This window comes from Streptomyces sp. SDr-06, assembly GCF_003324565.1.
GTDB lineage: Bacteria > Actinomycetota > Actinomycetes > Streptomycetales > Streptomycetaceae > Streptomyces.
The window spans coordinates 218978-242750 of the sequence record NZ_QOLA01000004.1; the positions used below are offsets into that span (position 1 = coordinate 218978).

At 71.3% G+C, this 23773-nt stretch carries 20 protein-coding genes; 3 read left to right on the top strand and 17 right to left on the bottom strand.

Going from position 1 to position 23773, the window contains the following annotated elements:
* Positions 1-110: 110 nt before the first annotated feature.
* From orn to DT019_RS11900, 3 genes are all read right to left on the bottom strand, one after another.
* Positions 111-713, bottom strand: coding sequence for an oligoribonuclease (gene orn / locus DT019_RS11890; protein ID WP_114036719.1), 603 nt, complete (start codon positions 711-713; stop codon positions 111-113).
* A gap of 10 nt (positions 714-723) precedes the next feature.
* Positions 724-1974: a helix-turn-helix domain-containing protein gene (locus tag DT019_RS11895; RefSeq protein ID WP_114036720.1), complete on the bottom strand. Its 1251-nt coding sequence runs from the start codon at positions 1972-1974 to the stop codon at positions 724-726.
* Positions 1975-2361: 387 nt separating this feature from the next.
* The gene (locus tag DT019_RS11900) at positions 2362-2697 is read right to left on the bottom strand and encodes a hypothetical protein (RefSeq protein WP_114036909.1); all 336 of its coding nucleotides are present in this window, start codon (positions 2695-2697) and stop codon (positions 2362-2364) included.
* 445 nt (positions 2698-3142) lie between these two features.
* Between DT019_RS11900 and DT019_RS11905 the strand changes: the two genes are divergently transcribed.
* The gene (locus DT019_RS11905; protein WP_114036721.1) at positions 3143-3664 is read left to right on the top strand and encodes a universal stress protein; all 522 of its coding nucleotides are present in this window, start codon (positions 3143-3145) and stop codon (positions 3662-3664) included.
* A gap of 165 nt (positions 3665-3829) precedes the next feature.
* On the top strand, positions 3830-4399 hold the full coding sequence (locus tag DT019_RS11910; RefSeq protein WP_114036722.1) for a GPR1/FUN34/YaaH family transporter: 570 nt from the start codon (positions 3830-3832) through the stop codon (positions 4397-4399).
* A 104-nt stretch (positions 4400-4503) separates the two neighbouring features.
* Here the strand turns inward: DT019_RS11910 and glmS are convergent, their stop codons facing one another.
* From glmS to DT019_RS11925, 3 genes are all read right to left on the bottom strand, one after another.
* Positions 4504-6321, bottom strand: a complete 1818-nt coding sequence (gene glmS, locus DT019_RS11915; RefSeq protein ID WP_114036723.1) for a glutamine--fructose-6-phosphate transaminase (isomerizing) — start codon at positions 6319-6321, stop codon at positions 4504-4506.
* A 56-nt stretch (positions 6322-6377) separates the two neighbouring features.
* A complete protein-coding gene (locus DT019_RS11920; protein WP_114036724.1) occupies positions 6378-6659 on the bottom strand; it encodes a hypothetical protein in 282 nt (93 codons plus the stop codon).
* A 155-nt stretch (positions 6660-6814) separates the two neighbouring features.
* Positions 6815-7702 carry a DUF4429 domain-containing protein gene (locus DT019_RS11925; protein WP_114036725.1) on the bottom strand — a complete coding sequence of 296 codons (888 nt, stop codon included), beginning with the start codon at positions 7700-7702 and terminating at the stop codon, positions 6815-6817.
* A gap of 31 nt (positions 7703-7733) precedes the next feature.
* Here DT019_RS11925 and DT019_RS11930 point away from each other — a divergent pair, with 31 nt between their 5' ends.
* Positions 7734-9473, top strand: a complete 1740-nt coding sequence (locus DT019_RS11930) for a beta-N-acetylhexosaminidase (protein ID WP_114036726.1) — start codon at positions 7734-7736, stop codon at positions 9471-9473.
* A 59-nt stretch (positions 9474-9532) separates the two neighbouring features.
* Here the strand turns inward: DT019_RS11930 and DT019_RS11935 are convergent, their stop codons facing one another.
* The 11 genes from DT019_RS11935 to DT019_RS11985 form a co-directional block, all read right to left on the bottom strand.
* Entirely contained in the window at positions 9533-11341 is a 1809-nt protein-coding gene (locus DT019_RS11935; protein ID WP_114036727.1) for an IucA/IucC family protein, read from the bottom strand.
* Positions 11338-11898 carry a GNAT family N-acetyltransferase gene (locus DT019_RS11940; protein ID WP_114036728.1) on the bottom strand — a complete coding sequence of 187 codons (561 nt, stop codon included), beginning with the start codon at positions 11896-11898 and terminating at the stop codon, positions 11338-11340. The genes DT019_RS11935 and DT019_RS11940 overlap by 4 nt, the downstream gene beginning before the upstream one ends.
* Complete coding sequence (locus DT019_RS11945; RefSeq protein WP_114036729.1) at positions 11895-13190, bottom strand: lysine N(6)-hydroxylase/L-ornithine N(5)-oxygenase family protein; 1296 nt, start codon at positions 13188-13190, stop codon at positions 11895-11897. Before DT019_RS11945 ends, DT019_RS11940 begins: the two co-directional genes overlap by 4 nt.
* On the bottom strand, positions 13174-14616 hold the full coding sequence (locus DT019_RS11950) for a pyridoxal phosphate-dependent decarboxylase family protein (RefSeq protein WP_114036730.1): 1443 nt from the start codon (positions 14614-14616) through the stop codon (positions 13174-13176). Before DT019_RS11950 ends, DT019_RS11945 begins: the two co-directional genes overlap by 17 nt.
* Before the next feature lie 905 nt (positions 14617-15521).
* Positions 15522-16361, bottom strand: a complete 840-nt coding sequence (locus tag DT019_RS11955) for a siderophore-interacting protein (RefSeq protein WP_114036731.1) — start codon at positions 16359-16361, stop codon at positions 15522-15524.
* Positions 16362-16363: 2 nt separating this feature from the next.
* Positions 16364-17395, bottom strand: a complete 1032-nt coding sequence (locus DT019_RS11960) for an ABC transporter substrate-binding protein (protein ID WP_114036732.1) — start codon at positions 17393-17395, stop codon at positions 16364-16366.
* Positions 17396-17507: 112 nt separating this feature from the next.
* Positions 17508-17705, bottom strand: coding sequence for a hypothetical protein (locus DT019_RS11965; protein WP_114036733.1), 198 nt, complete (start codon positions 17703-17705; stop codon positions 17508-17510).
* A 132-nt stretch (positions 17706-17837) separates the two neighbouring features.
* Positions 17838-18998, bottom strand: a complete 1161-nt coding sequence (locus DT019_RS11970) for an acyl-CoA dehydrogenase family protein (RefSeq protein ID WP_114036734.1) — start codon at positions 18996-18998, stop codon at positions 17838-17840.
* Between the two features lie 2 nt (positions 18999-19000).
* The gene (locus tag DT019_RS11975) at positions 19001-19936 is read right to left on the bottom strand and encodes a hydroxymethylglutaryl-CoA lyase (RefSeq protein ID WP_114036735.1); all 936 of its coding nucleotides are present in this window, start codon (positions 19934-19936) and stop codon (positions 19001-19003) included.
* Positions 19933-21876: an acetyl/propionyl/methylcrotonyl-CoA carboxylase subunit alpha gene (locus DT019_RS11980; protein WP_114036736.1), complete on the bottom strand. Its 1944-nt coding sequence runs from the start codon at positions 21874-21876 to the stop codon at positions 19933-19935. Before DT019_RS11980 ends, DT019_RS11975 begins: the two co-directional genes overlap by 4 nt.
* A gap of 170 nt (positions 21877-22046) precedes the next feature.
* Entirely contained in the window at positions 22047-23684 is a 1638-nt protein-coding gene (locus DT019_RS11985; protein WP_114036737.1) for a carboxyl transferase domain-containing protein, read from the bottom strand.
* Positions 23685-23773 lie beyond the last annotated feature (89 nt).

The following is a 23773-nucleotide window of genomic DNA, read 5'->3' on the forward strand; positions in this document are numbered from 1 at the left end:
CTTGGGAAGTCCCTGGGGGCTTTCCCTACCGGCCGAGAAAAAGTGTACAGGGTCCGGGAGGGTGCTCGCGCACATGTTTCGGGGCACCCTCCCGGACCCCCTGCGCAGGGCTACTCCGCAGGCAGGACGTACTTCGCCGCGATGGCCTTCGCGGTGTCCGAGTCCGGGCCCGGCTGCGGGACGAAGACCGCCTCGCGGTAGTAGCGGAGCTCCGCGATGGATTCACGGATGTCCGCGAGCGCCCGGTGGTTGCCGTTCTTGTCCGGGCTGTTGAAGTACGCCCGCGGATACCAGCGGCGGGCGAGCTCCTTCACCGAGGAGACGTCCACGATCCGGTAGTGGAGGTGGGACTCCAGGCTCGGCATGTCCCGCAGCAGGAAGCCGCGGTCGGTGCCGACCGAGTTTCCGCACAGCGGCGCCTTGCCGGGCTCCTTGACGTGTTCACGTACGTACGCGAGGACCTGCTCCTCGGCGTCGGCCAGCGTGGTGCCGCCGGCCAGCTCGTCGAGGAGCCCGGAGGTGGTGTGCATGGCGCGCACCACCTCCGGCATGGTCTCCAGCGCGGCGTCGGGGGGACGGATCACGATGTCCACCCCTTCGCCGAGTACGTTCAGCTCCGAGTCGGTGACCAGTGCGGCCACCTCGATGAGTGCGTCGTCCGTCAGCGAGAGCCCGGTCATCTCGCAGTCGATCCACACCATGCGGTCGTTCATGTGTCTTACCCTACGGGGCGCTCCGCTGGCCGGGCAGACTCGGACGGCCACCGGTGTAGCCGGAGGCGTACAGATCGGAGCTGGGCTTCCCCGGCTCCGGTGCGGTGTGCGAGGTCGCTGTCGGCCCCACCACCGCGCTGGCCGCCGCCGTCCGCCGGGCCTGGGGGAGCGCCTGGGGCGGAACGGTCTCCGGCACCGGAGCGGGCATGGGCACCGCGATGGGGCCCGCACTCGGTTCCGGTTGCGGCCGCCGTGCCCGGTAGGCCGCCCGGTAGGACGCCGGGGACGAGCCGAGCTGGCGGCGGAAGTGCCCGCGCAGCGCGACCGGGGAGCGGAAGCCGCAGCGGCCCGCCACCTCGTCCACGGAGTAGTCGGACGTTTCGAGCAGGCGCTGGGCCTGCAGGACCCGCTGGGTGATCAGCCACTGGAGCGGGGCCGAGCCGGTCAGCGAGCGGAAACGGCGGTCGAAGGTGCGACGGCTCATGTACGCCCGCGCGGCCAGGGTCTCCACGTCGAACTGCTCGTGGAGGTGTTCCAGCGCCCAGGCGACGACCTCGGCCAGCGGGTCGGAGCCGATCTCCTCAGGTAAAGACCTGTCGAGATAGCGCTCCTGGCCTCCGCTGCGGCGGGGCGGCACGACGAGTCGGCGGGCCAGCGCGCCGGCCGCCTCACTGCCGTGGTCCGTCCGCACGATGTGGAGACAGAGATCGATTCCGGCCGCGGTTCCGGCCGAGGTGAGGACGTCCCCGTCGTCGACGAAGAGCTCCCTCGGATCCACGTGCACCGATGGATAGCGTTTGGCCAGTGTCGGCGCGTACATCCAGTGCGTCGTCGCCGGGCGGCCGTCGAGCAGACCGGCCGCGGCGAGCACGAACGCGCCGGTGCACAGCCCGACGATCCTTGCCCCTTCCTCGTGTGCCCGGCGCAGCGCTTCGAGCGCGGCGGCGGGGGGCGGTGAGGTGATGGAACGCCACGCGGGCACCACCACCGTTCCCGCCCTGCTGATGGCTTCCAGACCGTAGGGCGCGGTGAGTTCGAGTCCCCCTGTGGTCCGCAGGGGGCCTTCCTCGCCGGCGCACACCAGCAGTCTGTAACGCGGAACTCCCGCGTCCTGACGGTCGATTCCGAACACGGAGAGCGGAATGGAACTTTCGAAGATGGGGCCGCCACTGAACAGCAGTACGGCGACGACTTCTCGGCGTCGGCGGCCGGCCAGCTTCCTTGCGGTCTCCGGTGATGCGGCAGCGGAGTCCTGGCTCATGGCGCTAAGCCCCCCTCGGTGTTCGCGGCTCCCCGTTCTTGTCGGGCCTGTCGCTCCTGCACTTTTCCCCTCGGTTTTGCACGAGTCCCCAGCCTTCGATACGCATGATCGAATCTACTGCGTCCCGTGGTGCCGGCGTGACAAGTCCGGCACCCAGCGCTATGTCGACAAGGCAACTTGGCGCGAAGCTTTCGATCACGAAGCGTTTCACCCGTGGGCCCCGCAGGGGAAGTGCGCCTTCTGGGGATGGCCCGTACCCGTATGGTGCCAGAGGCCGCAATGGTCCTTTCATCCCTGGTGGCAAGGGGGTTGGCAGGCCATTTACCCAAGGAATCCGCCACCAGGGGAACTTGGCCGAAAACATATGGGTCCAGGTGTGCGATCGCCTCATCCGGCGGGTGTACGTCCCCCTCCGTGACGCCCACCGCGCTGCCCCTCGCGGCCCCCTTCGGGGGCCCCTCGGCCGTGCCGCCCGGGCGCCGGGAGCGACCGCCGCGCGCGTTCCTCGGCGGCCGCTCGCTCGGACTGCCGCAGCAGCAGCCGGCACACCGCCGTCACGGCCGTCAGGCCCAGCGCCGAGCCGGCCGCCCCCGCGAACGACGACCCGTACACGACGAGCACCACGGGCACGAGCACGCAGCTGAACGCCGCCCAGCGGACGACGTCGCCGGCCGGGTCGGCCGGGGGCCGGCCGGTCGCCGCCCAGAGTGGTTCTGCGTTCACGGACCGGTTGGTACGTACGGTTTCGGCCGCGGACGGCGGTCCGGGCGTCCGGCGGCGGGAGCCGGGCCGCGCGAGTCGGGCGGAAGGGTGGGCGACCGGGGGAGGGGGCACGAGGAGGTGCTTCCTTGATCGGGGTCGGGGTGATCACGCGTCTAACGCGGAAGCGGCCGATCCGGTCACTGGAAGATCATCGCCGCCCGGCCGGGACCGGCCGCGAGGGGGACGGCTGTAGAGGGCACCGGGCATTGCCATCCGGGGCGGGCTCGTGCATGCTCCGGGGAACGCCGAGTAGCTTCGGCGGCTCTGGGCAGGAGAGGAGTGTCGCCGTACCCTTGGGGGTATGGGGTTGGGAAGATGATTCCCGGACACAGCTCCGCCGCCGACTCGTTGTTGCTCACTCGTCCCCGCTGTCCCCCGACTGAGGACCTCCTTCGCCGAGACACCCATGGCCGGTCACGAATTCTCCGAACCCGCGGACCGCAAGCAGGTAGCCGACCCCACGTCGGACCTCCAAGCGGCGACAGAACCACGACACTCCTGCGATCCCGCATTCCGGCACGGCGTCGTCGTCGGCTTCGACGGCTCGACCTCCAGTGAGCGGGCCCTCGCCTATGCCATCGGCATGGCCAAGCGCTCGGGTTCCGGGCTGATCATCGTGCATGTCGCCAACCGGCTGCCCACCACGGTGTGGGCGGGCTGCGAGCCGCCCGTCTTCGTGGACGTCCCGGACCACCGCACCGAGGTCCTCGGGCTCGAACTCGCCTGCGCCGACTACCTCGCCGAGGTCCCCTGGATCCTGGTCGAGCGCGGCGGCGACATCTGCCACGAACTGGAAGAAGTCGGGCGTGAGTACGCGGCGGACGCGATCGTCGTCGGCTCCACGCACGGCCTCGTCGGGCGGATCTTCGGCTCGGTCGCGGGCCGGCTCGCGCGGCGTGCGCAGCGGCCCGTCGTCGTCATCCCGTAATCGCGCGTTGTCCCAGTCGAGACCCGGTCGGCGTTTGCCTGACGTGGCGTCAACTTCCTTGCCCGGCAAGTGAATCTACCCACGCGTAGGGGTGGATTGTGCCCTTGTGAAGGGTACGTAAGTATCGCTGGGAAGCAGCACAAACGCGCACGAAGGGAGCCCGCCGTGGACAACGAAGTCTCCGCGGGAAGCACCACCTCCACGCTCGGTCACCTCGCACTCGGACTCACTCTGCTGGCCTTCGGCCTCGGCAACACCCGCGTGATCGACGGCGTGACGGTGGCCGACTCGGTCTCGATCGCGACCTACGTCGGCGGCATCGGCCTGTTCATCCTCGGCGTCCTCGCCTTCCGCGATCAGGACGCGTTCACCGGCACCGCCTTCGCGGGCCTCGGGGCCTTCTGGTTCACGTGGGCCGCGGGCGCGAACACCAAGTTCTCGGCCAACGCGGCCGGCCTCTTCCTGGTGCTCTTCGCTCTCCTGGCGCTGAGCCTGGCGGCGGGCTCGGCGGGTGCCGGGCTCTTTTGGCAGGGCACGTACGGCCTGCTCTTCCTGGCCCTGGTGCTGCTGGCCATCGGCCAGTTCGCGGACAGCGGCTCGCTCGGTAAGGCGGCGGGCTGGGTCGCCGCCGTCGCGGGCGCCGTCGCCTGGTACGGGGCGACCGCCTCGCTCGCCAAGTGGCCGACCGCGATGCCCCGACGCGCTGCCGGCCGGGGGGTGACGGCCACCGGCTGATTCGGCAGCCGCGGGCCCGGTGCCTGGGCAGCGCCCGGCCCGCAGAAGGGCGACCCCCGCCGATGGCAGGGGTCGCCCCTTTCTGTGCGTACGGAGCGTACGGACTACTCGACCGTGACCGACTTGGCCAGGTTGCGCGGCTTGTCGATGTCGCGGCCCATCGCCAACGCCGTGTGGTACGCGAAGAGCTGGAGCGGGATGCCCATGAGGATCGGGTCCAGCTCGTCCTCGTTCTTCGGCACGACGATGGTGTGGTCGGCCTTCTCCTGGTTCTGGTGGGCGACCGCGAGGATGCGGCCGCTGCGGGCCTTGATCTCCTCCAGGGCGGCGCGGTTCTTCTCCAGGAGGTCGTCGTCGGGGACGATGGCGACCGTCGGCAGCGCGGGCTCGATGAGCGCGAGCGGGCCGTGCTTCAGCTCGGAGGCGGGGTAGGCCTCGGCGTGGATGTAGGAGATCTCCTTGAGCTTCAGGGAGGCCTCCAGGGCGACCGGGTAGCCGCGCACGCGCCCGATGAACATCATCGACTGGGCGCCCGCGTACTCCTGGGCCAGCTTCTCGATCTCCGGCTCCATGGCCAGGATCTCCTCGATCTGGCCGGGCAGCTTGCGCAGGCCCTCGATGATCCGCTTGCCGTCGGCCACCGACAGGTCGCGGATGCGGCCGAGGTGCAGGGCGAGCAGCGCGAAGGCGACCACCGTGTTGGTGAAGCACTTGGTGGAGACGACGCAGACCTCGGGCCCGGCGTGCACATAGGTGCCGCCGTCCGCCTCGCGGGCGATGGCGGAGCCGACGACGTTCACGACGCCGAGCACCCGGGCGCCCTTGCGCTTGAGCTCCTGCACGGCCGCCAGCACGTCGTAGGTCTCACCGGACTGGGAGACCGCGATGTACAGGGTGTCGGGGTCCACGACCGGGTTGCGGTAGCGGAACTCGGAGGCCGGCTCGGCGTCCGCGGGGATGCGGGCGAGCTCCTCGATGAGGCCGGCGCCGATCAGGCCCGCGTGGTAGCTGGTGCCGCAGCCGAGGATCTTGATGCGGCGCACGCCGCGCGCCTCGCGGGCGTCCAGGTTCAGGCCACCGAGGTGAACGGTCGAGAACCGGTCGTCGATGCGGCCGCGCAGGACCCGGTCGACGGCCTCGGCCTGCTCGCTCATCTCCTTGTGCATGTACGTGTCGTGGCCGCCCATGTCGTAGGAGGCGGCCTCCCACTCGACGGTCTCGGGGGTGGCGTTGGTCTGCGTGCCCGAGGTCGTGTACGTCCGGAAGTCGTCGGCCTTCAGGGTCGCCATCTCGCCGTCGTTGAGGGTGACGACCTGGCGGGTGTGGGCGATGAGGGCGGCGACGTCGGAGGCGACGAGCATCTCCTTCTCGCCAATGCCGAGGATGACCGGGGAGCCGTTGCGGGCGACCACGATGCGGTCGGCGAAGTCGGCGTGCATCACGGCGATGCCGTAGGTGCCCTCGATGACCTTGAGCGCGTCGCGGACCTTCTCCTCCAGGGAGTCGGCCAGGGAGCGGGCGATCAGGTGGGTGATGACCTCGGTGTCGGTCTCGGAGGCGAAGACGACGCCCTCGGCCTCCAGCTTGGCGCGCAGGTCGGCGGCGTTGTCGACGATGCCGTTGTGGACGACGGCGACCTTGTTCTCGGGGTCGAGGTGCGGGTGCGAGTTCTCGTCGGAGGGGGCGCCGTGGGTGGCCCAGCGGGTGTGGGCGATGCCCGTGGTGCCGGCGAAGCGCTTGGGGACCCGGGCCTCCAGGTCACGCACGCGGCCCTTGGCCTTGACCATCTTCAGGGCCGCGGACTTGGGGCTGTTGACGACGACGCCCGCCGAGTCGTAACCCCGGTACTCCAGCCGCTGCAGGCCTTCCAGCAGCAGCGGAGCCACATCACGCTTGCCGATATAACCGACGATTCCGCACATAGAGTCTCTGCCCCTCCATCGACGTACAAAAGTTCCGGTGTGCCCGGCCGTGGCGCTCAGCCGTAGACGATGCGGCGCAGCTGCCGGAGCGAGAGCTCCGGTGGCGCCACGGCGCGATGCGGCAGCTCGGCCGCGATCCGCTCGAAGATCTCCGTGTTCACGGCGCCGCCGGACTGCAGTTCGCGGTGGCGCCGGCGGACGAATTCCTCGCACGTCTCGTCGAAGTACGCCAGCACATCGAGGACCACCCGGGCCGCCTCACCGCGCTGGAGCGCGGTGCTGCGCACCAGATGATCTACGAGGTCGTCGTGCGACGACGGGCTGCGGCGTTCGAGCACCCGTCGATACTGCGGGGTCTCGCGGCCGTACGCAAGAATCCTGCCCGATTCCGGGCAGGATTCGCATGATCATCCTTCTGGTCTGGACCAGGAGGGTGTCCCAGTGCGCCGCCCGCCGAGCCGCCTGCGCATCCCAGGGGCGTCCGGCCCCGGATTCACAGGCGCTTGAGGACCGCCTGCTTGGCCGCCGAGAACTCCTCGTCCGTCAGGATGCCGCTCCGGTGCAGCTCGCCGAGCTCGCGCAGGCGGCGCAGCAGCACGTCGTGGTCCTCCGCCGCCGGGGCGGCGGCGGGCCCGGCTTCCAGGACCTTGGGCGCCGCGGCCTCCAGCTCGCGGTGCGGTGCGTGGGGATGCGGCATGCGGGCCACGACCGCCGAGGCGAGCAGCGCCATCAGCGGGTCCTTCTTGAAGCCGTTCAGCTCCACCGCCAGCGGGTCGTGCTTGGGGGCGAGCCGCGGGGCGTTCGGCATGGTCACGAAGCGCAGGTAGCCGTCGGCAAGACCGCGCGCGGGCTGCCACACCACCCCCGTCAGATCGTCGAGGTCGAGGGTGACCGGACCGGCCGCCGTCTTCTTCTCGTCGGTGTGCCAGGTCCACTCCAGGTGCACGGTGCGCCCGTCGAATGTGACCGTGGCGTCGCCCGCGCCCACCGTCATCGGCAACGCGGGTCCCGGCAGGAGATACGCATCGACCGGGCCGTCCGGCACCTCGTCGAGCAGCAGGGCGTTGCGGACCTCGTCCACCATGTACTCGGCCACGGCGGCCGTGCGGGTCTCCACGGTCAGGACGTACGGGTCCGAGCCGTCCGGCAGCTTTCCGGCGGTGACCTGGAGCAGCGGATCGGCCCCGTCCCGCAGCCGCAGCCTGAGCCGCCCCGACTTGCGCCCCGGCTCGTACGCGATGCCCGCCACCGCCCGCAGCGGCACCACCGTCTCGCCGAGCGTCCTGCGCAGCAGGCCCACCGACTTGTCGCTGCCCGGCACGATGCGCAGCGTCTCGCCGTCGAAGGTCCAGGTGCCGTCCTTCTGGATGATTTCCGCCATGCGGCGATTCTTTCACCGACCCACTGGTGTGATGATCGACTTGCGGACTTCCCGCCGTACCGTTCCGGCCCGTCGTGCCGGTCCCCGCCTTGACCACGGCTGGGGTCCCCGGGTCCCATGGGAAGTGTTCGGTTGCTCAGCCCCCACAGTTGCGCGACCCCTTGGAAGGGAACCGCTTGTGAGACAGAGACAGCGCAGGACATTCGCCCGGCTCCTCGGCTCGCTGGTCCTGGTGACGGCCGCCGGGTTCGCCGGCATCGGCGCCTCGGCGGCCCCCGCGGCTGCGGGCGCGCCCCGCCCGCTCGGCCAGATCGTGCCCGCCCCCGCCTCCGTCTCGCCCGGCGGCACCCCGTACACCATCGGCTCGGCCACCCGGATCAGGGTCGCCCCGGGCTCGGCCGACGCCCGGCGGATCGGCGACTACCTCGCGGGCGTGCTGCGCCCCTCCACCGGATACGCCCTGCCGGTCACCGACGCGGCGGGAAGCGACGGGATCCGGCTGCTGCTCGGCGCCGGTGACAGCGGCCTCGGTGACGAGGGCTACCGGCTCACTTCGGCAAGCGGCGCGCTCACCGTCACCGCCAGCAAACCCGCCGGGCTCTTCCACGGCGTGCAGACCCTGCGGCAGCTGCTGCCCGCGGCCGTGGAGAAGCGGACCCGGCAGACCGGGCCCTGGAAGATCGCGGGCGGCACCGTCACCGACTCCCCGCGCTATGCCTACCGGGGCGCGATGATCGACGTCTCGCGGCACTTCTTCACCGTCGACCAGGTCAAGCGGTACATCGACCAGCTGGCCCTCTACAAGATCAACGAGCTGCATCTGCACCTCAGCGACGACCAGGGCTGGCGGATCGCCGTCGACTCCTGGCCCAAGCTGGCCACGTATGGCGGCCAGACCCAGGTCGGCGGCGGCAAGGGCGGCTCCTACACCAAGGCCGACTACCAGGCGATCGTCACCTACGCCTCCTCCCGCTATCTGGAGGTCGTCCCCGAGATCGACACCCCGGGACACACCAACGCGGCCCTCGCCTCCTACGCCGAGCTCAACTGCAACGGCGTCGCGCCCCCGCTGTACACGGGCACCAACGTCGGCTTCAGCTCGCTGTGCGTGCCCAAGGACGTGACGTACCGGTTCTTCGACGACGTGGTGCGCGAGGTCGCCGCCCTCACACCCGGCCGGTACGTCCACATCGGCGGTGACGAGGCGCACTCCACCTCCCACGCCGACTACGTCACCTTCATGGACAAGGCACAGCCGGTCGTCGGCAAGTACGGCAAGACCGTGATGGCCTGGCACCAGATCGCCGGGGCGAGCCCGGTGAAGGGGGCCGTCGCCCAGTACTGGGGGACGCTCGGCAACGAGGCGGACGTCGCCGCCGCCGCGCAAGCCGGCACCCGGCTCGTGATGTCGCCCGCCAACCACGCGTACCTCGACATGAAGTACGACGCGAAGTCGCCGCTCGGCACCAGCTGGGCCGGGTACGTCGAGGTCGACAAGTCGTACGCCTGGGACCCGGCCACCTTCGTCAAGGGGGTGCCCGCCCAGGCCGTGCTCGGCGTGGAGGCGCCGATCTGGTCGGAGACGCTGACGAACTCCTCCCAGATCGAGTACATGGCGTTCCCGCGGCTCCAGGGGATCGCGGAGATCGGGTGGTCGCCGGCGTCCACGCACGACTGGGCGTCCTACAAGACCCGGCTCGCCCAGCAGGGGCCGAGGATGACCGCGCTCGGCATCAACTTCTACCGCTCGCCGGTGGTGCCCTGGGTCTGATGCCCCGCAGCCACCGGGGCCGGTCCGGGCGGGACCGGCCCCGGTGGCGGGGCGCCGCGTCAGGCGATCGGGTTCCGCAGGGTCCCCACCAGTTGCAGCGCACCCGCCGGGTCCGCCAGGTCCACCATCTGCTCGTTGTTGCGCAGCTGGAGGCGGTTCAGGCAGGACAGTGCGAAGTCCGGCGCGAACAGGTCGTACTGCTTGAACCGGTCGGCCAGTTCCGGCTTGGACTCCTGGTAGGCGGTGACGCACTCGGCCACCGTCCCCCAGAACGCGGACTCGTCGAGCACGCCCTCCGTCACCAGCGCCGCGTTCAGGAAGCGCAGGAAGCAGTCGAAGACGTCGGTGAAGACGGACAGCAGCTTCATGTCCTCGGGGACGTCCGCGCGGATCCGCTCGACGGCCGGCGGGAGCGCCGCGTCCGGGTCCATCACCGCGATCTCCTCCGCGATGTCCTTGAAGATCGCCCGCGAGACCGTGCCGTCCTCGGCGAGGACCAGGATCACGTTCTCGCCGTGCGGCATGAACACCAGGTCGTACGCGTAGAACGAGTGCAGCACCGGCACCAGGTACGCGTCGAGATAGCCCCGCAGCCACTCGGCGGGGGTGCGGCCCGACCCGGCGATCAGGGCGCCCGCGAAGGAGGCGCCCTCGCGGTCGGTGTGCAGCAGCGAGGCCATGGTGGCCAGCCGCTCGCCGGGCGCGAGGGACGGCACCGGGCTCTCGCGCCACAGCGCCGCCAGCATCTTCCGGTACGGCGAGTAGCGGTCCGTCGCGCGCTCGTACTGCTCGTGGCGGTAGCCGATCGCGGCCCGCTCGCGGATGATCGAGAACCGGGCGGCCCGGAAGGTGTCGTCGGCCGCGACCAGGTCCGCGAGCCAGTCGTTGATGGCGGGCGTCGCCTCCATGTACGCGGCCGAAAGTCCGCGCATGAAGCCCATGTTGAGGACCGAGAGGGCCGTTTTGACGTAGTGCTTGGCCGGGTCGCTGGTGTTGAAGAAGGTGCGGATCGACTGCTGGGCGAGGTAGTCGTCGTCGCCCTCGCCCAGCAGCACCAGGCGCTCCTGGGCGATCTCGGCCGCGAAGGTGACGGACAGCTTGTTCCACCACTGCCAGGGGTGCACCGGCAGGAGGAGGTAGTCGGCCATGTCCAGACCGCGTTCGGCGAGCCGGGCCGCGAACCGGTCGAGGGTGTCGGGGCCGAGTTCGTCGCGCATCAGCGTCTCGTGGTCCAGGCCCGCGCCCGCCGTGAAGGTGGCGCGGTCGCGGCGGGCCGCGAGCCAGAGCAGCCGGACCGGGCTCGCCGTCTCGGGGGCGTACGCGAGGTACTCGTGGATGCCGAAGCCGAGCCGGCCGTTGTTGGCCACGAAGCAGGGGTGGCCCTCGGTCATGCCCGTCTCGATGGCCTGGAAGCCGGACCGGGCGAGTTCCCCGGAGCTGATCTGAGGCTTCGTCAGCTTGTAGGCGGTGCCGGAGAGCGTGGAGGAGATCTCCTCCAGGTACACCGGCAGGATGGCGTCGCTCAGGCCGAGCGCGCCCCGCAGATCGAGCAGGAAGTCCAGCGCGTCCAGCGGGAGTTCACCCTCCGCGCCGTGCCGCGTTATCGACTCCGCCGACACCTGCCAGTGGTCGAGGGCGAGCCGGTCGGCGGTGAAGCGGTACTCGACCGAGCCGTCGTCGGAGCGGACCCGGAATGGGGTCCCCCCTGCTCGAGCGGAGCCGAGAGCTTGGGGAAGGTCGTCGCCGAGCGGCTCGGGGGTCAGCAGGCGCTCGTGGGCGAACTCGGCGAGCGCCTTGCGGACCAGCAGCCGGTTGGCCTCGGCCCACAGCTCGGGGGTGAGGTGGGTGACCGTGGTGTCGGGGGTCATCGTGCTGCGGCCTCTCGGGATCGAACCGTACGGAACTGCTGTCGGGTGCAGAAGGACAGGTAGGCGTCCTTCTCGGGCTTGGTGATCCGCTCGGCGACCTCGAAGCCGACGGCCGCGTTCAGCGCGTGCACCGCCTTGTTGCCGACGTCGGGCTCGACCACGACGCGCTCGGTGGCCGGGTCGGCGAACAGCTCCTCCATCACGGCGGTGATGACGGCCCGGGTGAAGCCGTGCACCGGGGTGTCGGTCGGGGCGACCAGGAAGTGCATGCCGACGTCGCCGGGCAACGGCTCGTACAGGCCGACGAGTTCGACGTGCGCGGGGTCGTAGCGCTCCATGAGGAAGGCGGGCTCGCCGTCGTGGAGGCCGATGAACGCGTGGTGGTGCGGATGGGCGGCGATCGCCATGTACTCGCGCTCGACGTCCTGGAGCTTCGCGTCCTGCATCAGCCAGAACGCGGCCTTGGGGTGGGTCACCCAGGAGTGCACGAGCCCGGCGTCGGACAGGGGGTCGAGCGGCCGGAAGGTGAAGGCTCCGAGGTCGGTCCGGGGACTCATATGGCGAACTCCTGGAAGGCGATGGACTTCTCGACCGGGTAGTACGCGCGGCCGAGCAGCTCGCCGATGATGTACGCGTTGCGGTAGGCGCCCATGCCGAGGTCGGGCGAGGTGATCGAGTGGGTGTGCACCGCCGCGTTCTGCAGGAAGACGCCGCGGCCGGTGGTGTCGATGGCGTAGTTGCGGGCCACGTCGAAGCGCCCCCGCGCGTCGCGCCGCAGCCGGTGGGAGACGGGCCCCAGGAACTCCGGCTCGGCGTAGCGGTAGCCGGTGGCCAGGATCAGGCCGTCGGTGGTGAGGGTGTAGTCCTTCTCCTGCTCCTCCTGGCGGAACCCGAGCGTGTACGTACCGCTGGTGGTGTCGTAACTCGCCGATTTCAAGGCGGAATTGGTGAGGAGGCGGGTGGGGACGGGGCCCTTGAGGTTCTTCTGGTACAGCAGGTCGAAGATGGCGTCGATCAGCTCGGAGTCGATGCCCTTGAAGAGCCCCTTCTGCGCCGATTCGAGCCGGTAGCGGGTGGCCTCGGGCAGCGCGTGGAAGTAGTCCACGTACTCCGGGGACGTCATCTCCAGGGTGAGCTTGGTGTACTCCAGCGGGAAGAAGCGGGGCGAGCGCGTCACCCAGTTCAGCCGGTAGCCGTGGACGTCGATCTCGGAGAGCAGGTCGTAGTAGATCTCGGCGGCGGACTGCCCGGACCCGACGAGCGTGATCGACTCCTTCCGCTGGAGGCTCTCCTTGTGTTCCAGATAGCGGGAGTTGTGCAGGAGGTCGCCGCCGAGGCCCCGGCAGGGCTCGGGGAGGTGCGGCGGTGTGCCGGTGCCCAGCACGAGACGGCGGGCGCGGAAGGTGTCGCCGGTCGTGGTGGTGACGGCGTACGTCTCGTCCCGCTCGTCGTACGTCACCGAGGCGACGGTCTGGTTGAAGCGGACCGAGCTCAGTTTCCCGGCGGCCCAGCGGCAGTAGTCGTTGTACTCGGTGCGCAGCGGATAGAAGTTCTCGCGGATGTAGAACGAGTACAACCGCCCCGATTCCTTCAGGTAGTTGAGGAAGGAGTACGGCGAGGTCGGGTCGGCGAGGGTGACCAGGTCGGACAGGAACGGCGTCTGGAGGTGGGCGCCCTCCAGGAACATCCCGGAGTGCCACTCGAAGTCGGGCTTGGTCTCCAGGAAGAGGCCGCTGAGCTCGTCGATGGGCTCGGTGAGACAGGCGAGCCCGAGGTTGAAGGGGCCGAGCCCGATCCCGATGAAGTCGTACGCCTCGGACGTGCCGCGGGCTTCAGGACGCGTGGACAAGGTTCTCTCCCAGGTACTGCTCGGCGTGGCCGGCGATCAGATCGAGTACGGCGGCGATGTCGTCGACGCTCGTCTCGGGGTTGAGCAGGGTGAACTTCAGGTACTGGCGGCCGCCGGACTTGGTCCCGGCGACCACGGCCTCGCCGGACGCGAAGAGCGCCTTGCGGGCGTAGAGGTTGGCCCGGTCGATCTCGGCGGGCGAGGTGACGGATGCGGGGATGTAGCGGAAGACGAGGGTGGAGAGGCTGGGCCGCACGACCACGTCGTACCGCGGGTCGGCGGCGAGCAGCCGCCAGCCCTGCTCGGCCAGGTCGCACACCTCGTCGAAGAGCGAGCCGATGCCGTCGGCACCCATGGTGCGCAGGGTCATCCACAGTTTCAGGGCGTCGAAGCGGCGGGTGGTCTGGAGCGACTTGTCCACCTGGTTGGGGATGCGCTCCTCGACGGCCCGGCGCGGGTTGAGGTAGTCCGCGTGGTACGTGGCGTGGCGCAGCGTGGCCCGGTCGCGGACCAGGACCGCGCTCGAACTCACCGGCTGGAAGAAGGACTTGTGGTAGTCGACGGTGACGGAATCGGCGCGCTCGATGCCGTCGAGCAGGGCCCGGCGGGTGGGCGAGGCGAGCAGCCCGCAGCCGTAGGCGGCGTCCACGTGCATCCAGGCGCCGTACTGGGCGCACAGCTCGGCGATGCCCGGCAGCGGGTCGATGGAGCCGAAGTCGGTGGTGCCGGCGGTCGCGACGACCGCCATCGGTACGTTGCCCTCGCTGACACAGCGCTCCAGGGCGCGCGCGAGCCCGACGGTCTGCATCCGCTTGTCGTGGTCGGTGGCGACGGAGACGACCGCGTCCCGTCCCATCCCGAGGAGTTGGGCCGACTTCTGCACGCTGAAGTGGCTGCACTCGGAGGCGAAGACGCGCAGTCTCGCGAGGTCGGTCGTCTTGGCCTCCTCGCGGGCCAGCAGCAGGGACTGGAGGTTGGACTGGGTCCCGCCGCTGGTGAACACGCCGTCGGCGGCGGGCCCGAGACCGATGCGCTGCGCCGTCCAGTCGATGAGGCGCCGCTCGATCAGGGTGCCGCCCGCGCTCTGGTCCCAGGTGTCGAGCGAGGAGTTCACCGCGGACAGCACCGCCTCGCCGAGCACGGCCGGGATGACGACCGGGCAGTTGAGGTGGGCGAGGTAGCGGGGGTGGTGGAAGTACACGGCGTCGCGGAGGTAGACGTCCTCCAGCTCGTCCAGGACGGCGGAGGCGTCGCCGAGCGGGGCGTCGAGGTCGATGCCGTCGATGACGGGCGCGAGGTCCTCGACCCCCACCCCGGTGAACGGCCGCCGCGTGGCGGCGAGTTTGCGTGCCACCCGCTCGACTCCTTCGGTCACGGAGCGTCGGTAGTGCTCCGCGGTCGTGTCGTTGAGCAGATGCGAACGCATGGGGGTGTCCTCCCGGGTCGGGGGAGCGCGGACCCTCCGGGCAGAAGGGGTGTGGGCGAGGGCCGCGATCTCTCGTGGTGAGGTTAGCCTAACCTAAGTTGCAGGGGTGGGGTGAGGGTGGGAGTTCTCCCACCCGCCCGCCCGTTCAGCCGGGTTGGAGGGTTCGGCCACCAGTGGGTGGCTGGTCACCGTCGGCGGCGCACGGTGGGGTGGCGGGCCGCACCTCGCGACGCCGGGCGCCATCGAGCCCGCCGTCCAGTTCGGGCTGGTTGCCGTTGGCGGTGGGGGATTTGGCGGGGCCGCGTCGCGCGATGGCGGGGTGCTTTCCCGCTTGCCTTCTCGTTCGCGCTGCTTGCCGTTGGAGGTGCCCGGCGAGGGCGCGTGGCGGTCCTTGGGGAGAGGGGCGCGGGGCGGGGCTTTGGGAGGGGAGGGATGCGGGGCGGGGCTTTGGGAGGGGAGGGGTGCGGGGCGGGGCCTTGGAAGGAGTACGGGGCGGGGTCTTGGAAGGGGTGCAGGGGACGGAGTCCCCGCGGGGGTTCGAGGGGCGCAGCCCCTCAGGGGGTCTGGGGCGCAGCCCCAGAAGCAGAACCTTCCAACCCCCTGCACGGGTGGGCGGGTGGGCAACCCCCCGGGGTCTGGGGCGGAGCCCCAGGAGCGGAACCTTCCAACCCCTTGGACGGGCGGGCGGGTGGGCGAATCCCCCGGGGTCTGGGGCGGAGCCCCAGGAGCGGAACCTTCCAACCCCTTGGACGGGCGGGCGGGTGGGCGAACCCCCCGGGGTCTGGGGCGGAGCCCGAGGGCTCAGCCATCCACCCCCGGGTTGGGCGAACCCCGGGTCTGGGGGCGGAGCCCCCGGCGGCCCCGGCGAGGCGCCCGGCCACGGCTGGGCGGGGTGCGGGGACCGCCTACGCCGCCGCGCGGAGCTCGTCCTCAGACCGCCCCCGCCGCCAGTACCCCACGAACGTGACCCGCCCCCGGTCCACCCCCCGCTCACCCACGAAGTGCCGCCGCAGCGACCGCACTTGGGAGGCCTCGCCCGCGATCCAGACGTACGGGGAGGCGCCGGGCAGGGGCGCCGCCCCGATGGCGTCCAGGGCGGACGCGTCCGGCAGCCACGTCACCTCCGCGTCCGCCGCCGTCGCCAACGGCATCGCGTCCCCGGCCGACGGCACCGTGATCCAGACGCGGGCCGGCATGCCCGGGGGGAGCCATTCGAGGATGGCCGCCGCGGCGGGCAGCGCCGTCTCGTCGGCCCAGATGACGACCGAGTCGGTCCCGGCCGGCGGTCGGAAACGTACTGCCGTGTTGTCCTCGACGGCGGGACCCAGCACGGTGACCCGGGCGCCCGGCCGGGCCGAACCCGCCCAGCGGCAGGCGGGCCCGCCGTCGTCGTGCAGGGCGAAGTCGATGTCGATCTCACCCGGCCCGCCCGCGGGATCGCGCCGCTGCGCCCGGACCGTGTACGAGCGCATCACGGCCCGTACGTCCTCGGGCAGCGCCCGGTACGCGCCCCACCATCCGGCGGCGTCGTCGGCGGGCGGCAGGACGGGGGCCTCCTGGCCGGGGTGCGGCAGGAAGAGCGACAGGCTCTGGTCGCGGCCCCCGGCGGCGAACGCCGTGAGGTCCTCGTCGCCGAAGCCGCCGAAGGTGACCCGCGTCAAGGACGGGCCGAGCCGCCGGGCCCGTACCACGCGCAGGTCGAAGAGGCGGAAGGGGGCAGGGGCGGTCTCGGCCGGTGCGGGCATCGTCAGGCGACCTTCTTCGCGTTCTCGATGGCCTGGGCGAGCGCGCCGACGATGGGGGCGACGCGCGCGTACGAGTAGATCGGTTCGGTCAGGCGCGGCACGACCTGCTTGGCCTTGACGGCGGGCAGCTGCCCCCAGGTCGGCTTGTTGCCGAGGTCGCCGGGCTGCAGGGTGCCGGTGCGGTTGTCCATGAGGATCAGGTCGGCCGGGTACTTGGCGACGTTCTCCCAGCTGAGCGACTCGAAGAAGCCCTGCGAGTCGACCTTCGGGGTGACGAACCGGACCCCCAGCTCCTGGAAGTACCGGGTGTCGCAGCTGCGCTTGGCCTCGGAGACGTAGAACAGGTCGGGGCTGGCGGAGCCGAGCAGCACCCTGATGCCGGGGTTGGCCTTCGCGGCGGCGCGCAGCCGGGCGGACGCCTTCTCGAAGGCGGCCTTCGCGTCGGTGACCTGCTTCGCGTTCAGGTCCGCGCCAAGGGACTTGGCGAGGTCCGCGCGGCGCTGGAGTGCGGCGGGCATGCTCTGGTCGGCCGCCCACAGGGCCACGCTCGGCGCCAGCTTGAGGATCTTGTCCTTGCTGTTGTCCGGCACGAACCAGAGGACGTCCTTCTGCCACATGTCCGTGATCAGCACGTCGGGCTGGAGCGCGGCGTACTTCTCGACGCTGAACTCGCCGTAGGTGTTGCCGATGATCTCGACCTTGCTGATGTCGAGCCCGCCGGCCTGCACATCGGCCTTGCCGTCCTTGGTCTTCGTCGGGCCGAAGACGCCCTTGACCTGAATCCCGTAGTCGAAGAGGGCGGCCGCGGTGCCGGTGTAGGCGACGATGTTCTTCGGCGTCGTCCTGGTCTCGGCCGTCTGGCCGCGGTCGTCCTTGAACGACCAGGGCCCCGACTTCGCGCTGGTCGCGCCGCTGCCCGAGGAGTCGCTCTTCTTGCCGCCCCCGCAGGCGGTCAGCGCGGCACCGATGCCGATCGCGCCGCCCATGGCCAACAGGCCGCGACGGGTGGGCAGGGACGCTCGGGCGAGGGGCATGACGGTGTCCGCTTTCGTACGTACGGTGCCGGGGACCGGCCACTGGCTGATGCGAACAAAGGTTAGCCTAACCTCATCAGCTGTCCAGTGGTCGACCCCGCCCCGCCGCCCCCTACCTGCCCAGCAGGGAGGCCTGCCGGTGCAGGGGTGCGTAGGTGAACCGCACCTTGTGCGAGGGGCTCGGCTCGTACGTTCGCAGACAGCCCGCGCAGTGCCAGTGCCAGCGGTCGGCGGCGCCCGGCGCGGTGGCCGAGGTGTCCTTCCACAGGGGTGGACGGCTGTCGCAACTGGGGCAGTTCGGGGGGATCACCCTGACAGGGTGCGTCCCCCCGCCTCCGGGCGCGGGGACGACGCGGTCCGACCACTCCTTCGGGGGACCCGGCCCCGAGCCCGGCGCCCCGGGGCCGGGCGGGGCCGCCTGCCTCCGCCCGGCCCACAACTCCTAGGCGGGCAGCCCCAGTTCGCGGGCGATCAGCATGCGCTGCACCTCGCTCGTGCCCTCGCCGATCTCCAGGATCTTGGAGTCGCGCCACATGCGGGCCACCGGGTACTCGTTCATGAAGCCGTAGCCGCCGAAGATCTGGGTGCCCTCGCGGGCGTTGTCGACCGCCACCGTCGAGGAGTACAACTTCGCGAGCGCCGCCTCCTTCTTGAAGGGCTCGCCGTGCACCAGGCGGGACGCCGCGTCGCGCCAGCCCACCCGCGCCATGTGGGCGCGCAGCTCCATGTCGGCGATCTTGAACTGGATCGCCTGGTTCTCACCGATGGGCCTGCCGAAGGCGTGCCGCTCCTTGGCGTACTTCACCGACTCGTCCACGCAGCCCTGCGCGAGCCCGGTCGCCAGCGCGGAGATCGCGATGCGGCCCTCGTCCAGGATGCGCAGGAACTGGGCGTAGCCGCGGCCCTCCTCGCCGAGCAGGTTCGCCGCCGGGACGCGTACGTCCGAGAACGCCAGCTCGCGGGTGTCCGAGGCGTTCCAGCCGACCTTCGAGTACGGCGCCGCCACCGTGAAGCCCGGCGTGCCCGACGGGACGATGATCGACGAGATCAGCGGGCGGCCGTCGTCCTTGCGGCCGGTGACCGCGGTGACGGTGACCAGGCCGGTGATGTCCGTACCCGAGTTGGTGATGAAGCACTTCGAGCCGTTGATCACCCACTCGTCGCCGTCGCGCACCGCCGTGGTGCGGGTGCCGCCCGCGTCCGAGCCGCAGTCCGGCTCGGTCAGGCCGAACGCGCCCAGCATCTCGCCCGAGCACAGCCGCGGCAGCCACTCCCGCTTCTGCTCCTCCGTGCCGAAGCGGAAGATCGGCATCGCGCCGAGCGAGACGCCCGCCTCCAGGGTGATGGCCACCGACGAGTCGACGCGGGCCAGCTCCTCCAGGGCGATGCCCAGCGCGAGGTAGTCGCCGCCCATGCCGCCGTACTCCTCGGGGAAGGGCAGCCCGAACAGGCCCATGCGGCCCATCTCGCGGATGATCTCGTACGGGAACTCGTGGCGCTCGTAGAGGTCGCCGATCTTGGGCGCGACCACGTCGTGCGCGAACTCCTCGACGGTACGGCGGAGTTCCTCGTGTTCGGGGGTGAGACGGTGGTCGAGGGGCATGGCTACGACTCCTGGTGGGAGAGGGCACGTACGGTGCGGGACGGGCTGGGGCGGCCCAGCTGTTCGGCCATCCACACGCTGGTGGCGGTGAGCCGGCCGAGGTCGACCCCGGTGTCGACACCGAGGCCCTGGAGCATCCACACGAGGTCTTCGGTGGCGAGGTTTCCGGTCGCGGACTTGGCGTAGGGGCAGCCGCCCAGGCCGCCCGCCGAGGCGTCCACCGTGCTCACCCCGTGCTGGAGCGCGGCGAGCGTGTTGGACAGCGCCTGACCGTAGGTGTCGTGGAAGTGCACCCCGATGGTGCTGGTGCGCACGCCCTCCTCGTTGAGCTCGGCGAGCAGGGCCTGCACGTGGGCGGGCGTGGCCACGCCGATGGTGTCGCCCAGGCTCAGCTCGTCGCAGCCCAGGTCCATCAGGGCCTTGGCGACCCGTACGACCTGGTGCACCGGCACCGCGCCTTCCCACGGGTCGCCGAAGCACATCGACAGATAGCCCCGCACCTGCGCCTTGTGCGCCTTGGCCCGGGCCACCACCGGCTCGAACATCGCGAGCGACTCGTCGACCGTCCGGTTCAGATTGGCCTTGGCGAAGGACTCGGTGGCGCTGGCGAACACGGCGATGCGGTCGGCGCCGAGCGCGAGCGCCCGGTCCAGGCCCCGCTCGTTCGGCACGAGGACGGGGAGCGCCACTCCTTCGAGGTCGCCGAGCAGCGGGAACAGCTGCTCCGCGTCGGCGAGTTGGGGCACCCACTTGGGGTGCACGAAGCTCGTCGCCTCGATGGTGGTCAGGCCCGCCGCGGCCAGCCGGTGCACGAACTCGGCCTTCACCTCGGTCGGCACGACGGACTTCTCGTTCTGCAGCCCGTCGCGGGCCCCCACCTCGTGGATGCGGACCCGGGCCGGGAGGTCCGGCGCCGGTACGACCATGGGGAGCGTCATGCGGACTCCTCGGAGGTCGCCGGGGTGACGACGGCCAGCACCTGGTCCATCGCCACCGTCGAGCCGGGGGTGACATCGAGCTCGGTGACGGTGCCCGCGTGCGGGGCGGAGATGAGGTGCTCCATCTTCATCGCCTCGACCACCAACAGGCCCTGTCCGGCGGCGACTTCGTCGCCCACCGCCACCTTGACGACGGTGACCGTGCCGGGCATCGGCGCGGCCAGGGTGTCGGCGCCGCCGCGGACCGCACCGGTCAGCGCGGCCTCGACGGGGTCGTGGTCGACCACGTGCCAGCTGTCGCCGTCCCGGCCGAGCCAGCCTCCCGCGCGGTGGAAGGTGTGGGTGACGCCGTCGAGTTCGACCGTGACCCGGTCCGCCGCGACGGTCGCCGCCGCCGGGGCGGACCGAGTGACGGGTTCGTGTCCCGCTACGCGCAGGGGGAAGGCGAGCGGCGCCGCCGCACCGCCCATCCGCCACCCGCTCGGCACCGAGAACGGGTCGGTCCAGCCGTCGGCGGGCTCGGGCCTCAGCGCGTCGAGCCGCACCGCGGCGGCCGCCGCGTACACCTCGTCGGGCACGCCGTCGGGGACCAGCGTCTCGGCCTCGCGCTCCACCAGGCCGGTGTCCAACTCGCCCGCCACCACGGCGGGGTGGGCCAGCAGGCGGCGCAGGAACCCGGCGTTGGTGGGCACGCCGAGCGTCACCGTGTCGGCGAGCGCGGCGCGCAGCTTGCGCAGCGCGGTCGCGCGGTCCGGTCCGTACGCGATCACCTTGGACAGCATCGGGTCGTACAGGCTGCCGACCTCGGTGCCCTCGCTCAGCCCCGAGTCCGTGCGCACTCCGTCGCCCTGCGGCTCGCGCAGTGCCAGGACCGTGCCCCCGGACGGCAGGAAGCCGCGGGCGGGGTCCTCGGCGCAGAGGCGGGCCTCGACGGCGTGACCGGTGAGCGCGATGTCCTTCTGCTCGTACGGCAGTCGCTCGCCCGCGGCCACCCTGAGCTGCCACTCCACCAGGTCCATGCCGGTGACGAGCTCGGTCACCGGGTGCTCGACCTGGAGGCGGGTGTTCATCTCCATGAAGTAGTACGAGGAGGGGTCGCGGCCCGGCACGATGAACTCGACCGTGCCCGCGCCCGAGTAGCCGCAGGAGCGGGCGGCCTGGACGGCGGCCTCGCCCATCGCGGCCCGCGTCGCCTCGTCGAGCAGGACGCTGGGCGCCTCCTCGATGATCTTCTGGTGGCGGCGCTGGAGCGAGCACTCGCGCTCGCCGAGGTGGATCACGTGGCCGTGGCCGTCGGCCAGGACCTGGATCTCGATGTGGCGCGGCCGGTCGACCCAGCGCTCCACCAGCAGCGTGTCGTCACCGAAGGAGGAACGGGCCTCGCGGCGTGCGGCCGCGATCTCGTCGCCGATCAGCGCCTCGTCGCGGACCAGGCGCATGCCCTTGCCGCCGCCGCCCGCGCTCGGCTTGAGGAGCACCGGCATGCCGATCTCCCGCGCGGCGTCGGCCAGTTGGGCATCGGTGAGCCCGCTGCCCGACGAGCCCGGCACGACCGGCACCCCGGCCGCCCGCACGGTCTCCTTGGCGCGGATCTTGTCGCCCATCAGGGAGATCGCGTCGGCGGGCGGGCCGATGAAGACAAGGCCCGCCTCGGTGCAGGCCCGCGCGAACGACGCGTTCTCGGCGAGGAAGCCGTAGCCCGGGTGGACGGCCTGGGCGCCGGTGCGCAGCGCCGCCTCGATGAGCCGCTCGGGGCGCAGATAGCTCTCGGACGCGGCGGCGGGGCCGATGCGGACCGCCGTGTCGGCCTCGTGGACGTGGCGCGCGTCCGCGTCCGCGTCGCTGAACACGGCGACCGAGCGGACGCCGAGCCGGCGCAGGGTGCGGATCACGCGGACCGCGATCTCGCCCCGGTTGGCGACGAGCACTGTCGTGAACATGGGAGCCCTCAACATAGAAGTCGACATGGACGGCGTAGGGATCGGCGTGGGGGTTTGCGGGGACGGGAGAGGGGTCGACCCGGACGCCGTCGTATCCGTCGCGTCCGGGGCGTCCACCGGGGTCGTTCCCTTCGCCCCGTCCCTCGCGTCCCTCACGTCTTTCACATCCGTCACATCCGGAAGACGCCGAAGGCGGGGTCGGCGAGGGGGGCGTTGGCGCAGGCGGTCAGGGCGAGGCCCAGGACCTGGCGGGTGTCGACCGGGTCGATCACCCCGTCGTCCCAGAGCCGGGCCGTGGCGTAGTAGGCGTTGCCCTGCGTCTCGTACTGCTCGCGGATGGGGGCCTTGAAGGCCTCCTCGTCCTCGGCGCTCCAGTCGTCGCCCAGCTGGTCCCGCTTGACCGTGGCGAGGACGGACGCGGCCTGCTCGCCGCCCATCACCGAGATCTTGGCGTTCGGCCACATCCACAGGAAGCGGGGGCTGTAGGCCCGGCCGCACATCGAGTAGTTGCCCGCGCCGTAGGAACCGCCGACGACCACCGTCAGCTTCGGCACCCGGGTGCAGGCGACCGCCGTCACCATCTTGGCGCCGTGCTTGGCGATGCCGCCCGCCTCGTAGTCCCGCCCGACCATGAAACCCGAGATGTTCTGAAGGAAGACCAGCGGGATGCCGCGCTGGTCGCACAGCTCGATGAAGTGGGCGCCCTTCTGGGCGGATTCGGAGAACAGGATGCCGTTGTTGGCGACGATCCCGACCGGGTGGCCGTGGATCCGCGCGAACCCGGTGACCAGCGTCTGCCCGAACTCCGACTTGAACTCCTGGAAGCGTGAGCCGTCGACGACCCGGGCGATCACTTCCCGGACGTCGTAGGGCGTGCGCGAGTCGACCGGCACGGCGCCGTACAGCCCGAACGGGTCGGCCTTCGGCTCCTCGGCCGGCTCGACCGACCAGGGCAGCGGGCCGCGCCCGGGGAGGGTGGCCACGATGTTGCGGACGATCCGCAGCGCGTGGGCGTCGTCCTCCGCCAGGTGGTCGGTGACGCCGGAGACCCTGGAGTGGACCTCGCCGCCGCCGAGCTCCTCGGCCGTGACGACCTCGCCGGTCGCGGCCTTCACCAGGGGCGGGCCACCCAGGAAGATCGTGCCCTGGTTGCGGACGATCACGGCCTCGTCGCTCATCGCGGGCACGTACGCACCGCCAGCCGTGCAGGAGCCGAGGACGGCGGCGATCTGCGGGATGCCCGCGCCCGACATCCGGGCCTGGTTGTAGAAGATCCGGCCGAAGTGCTCGCGGTCGGGGAAGACCTCGTCCTGCATCGGCAGGAACGCGCCGCCCGAGTCGACCAGATAGAGGCAGGGCAGCCGGTTCTCCAGCGCCACCTCCTGGGCGCGCAGGTGCTTCTTCACCGTCATCGGGTAGTACGTGCCGCCCTTGACCGTGGCGTCATTGGCGACGATCACGCACTCGCGGCCGCTGACCCGGCCGATCCCGGCGATCACCCCGGCGGCGGGCGCCTGCCCGCCGTACATCCCCTCGGCGGCCAGCGGGGCCAGCTCCAGGAAGGGCGAGCCCGGGTCGAGCAGGGTGTCCACCCGGTCCCTTGGCAGGAGCTTGCCGCGCGCGACGTGGCGCTCGCGGGATCGCTCGCCCCCGCCGAGCCGGGCGGCGGCGAGCTTCGCCCGCAGCTCCTCGCCGAGCGCGCGGTGCGCCGCCTCGTTGGCCCGCCAGGCCTCGGAGGCGGGATCCTCCCCCAAGGACTCCGTCCAGGGGGGACCCCCGGCACTCCCCAGGACCGGTGCCTGCTGCATCGTGTCGAGCCCCCTTGCCCGTACGCGGCGTGGTCAACGGATGTTAATGACCGTTAACTCGTTTCCCTCAGGTTAACGAGCGCTAACCG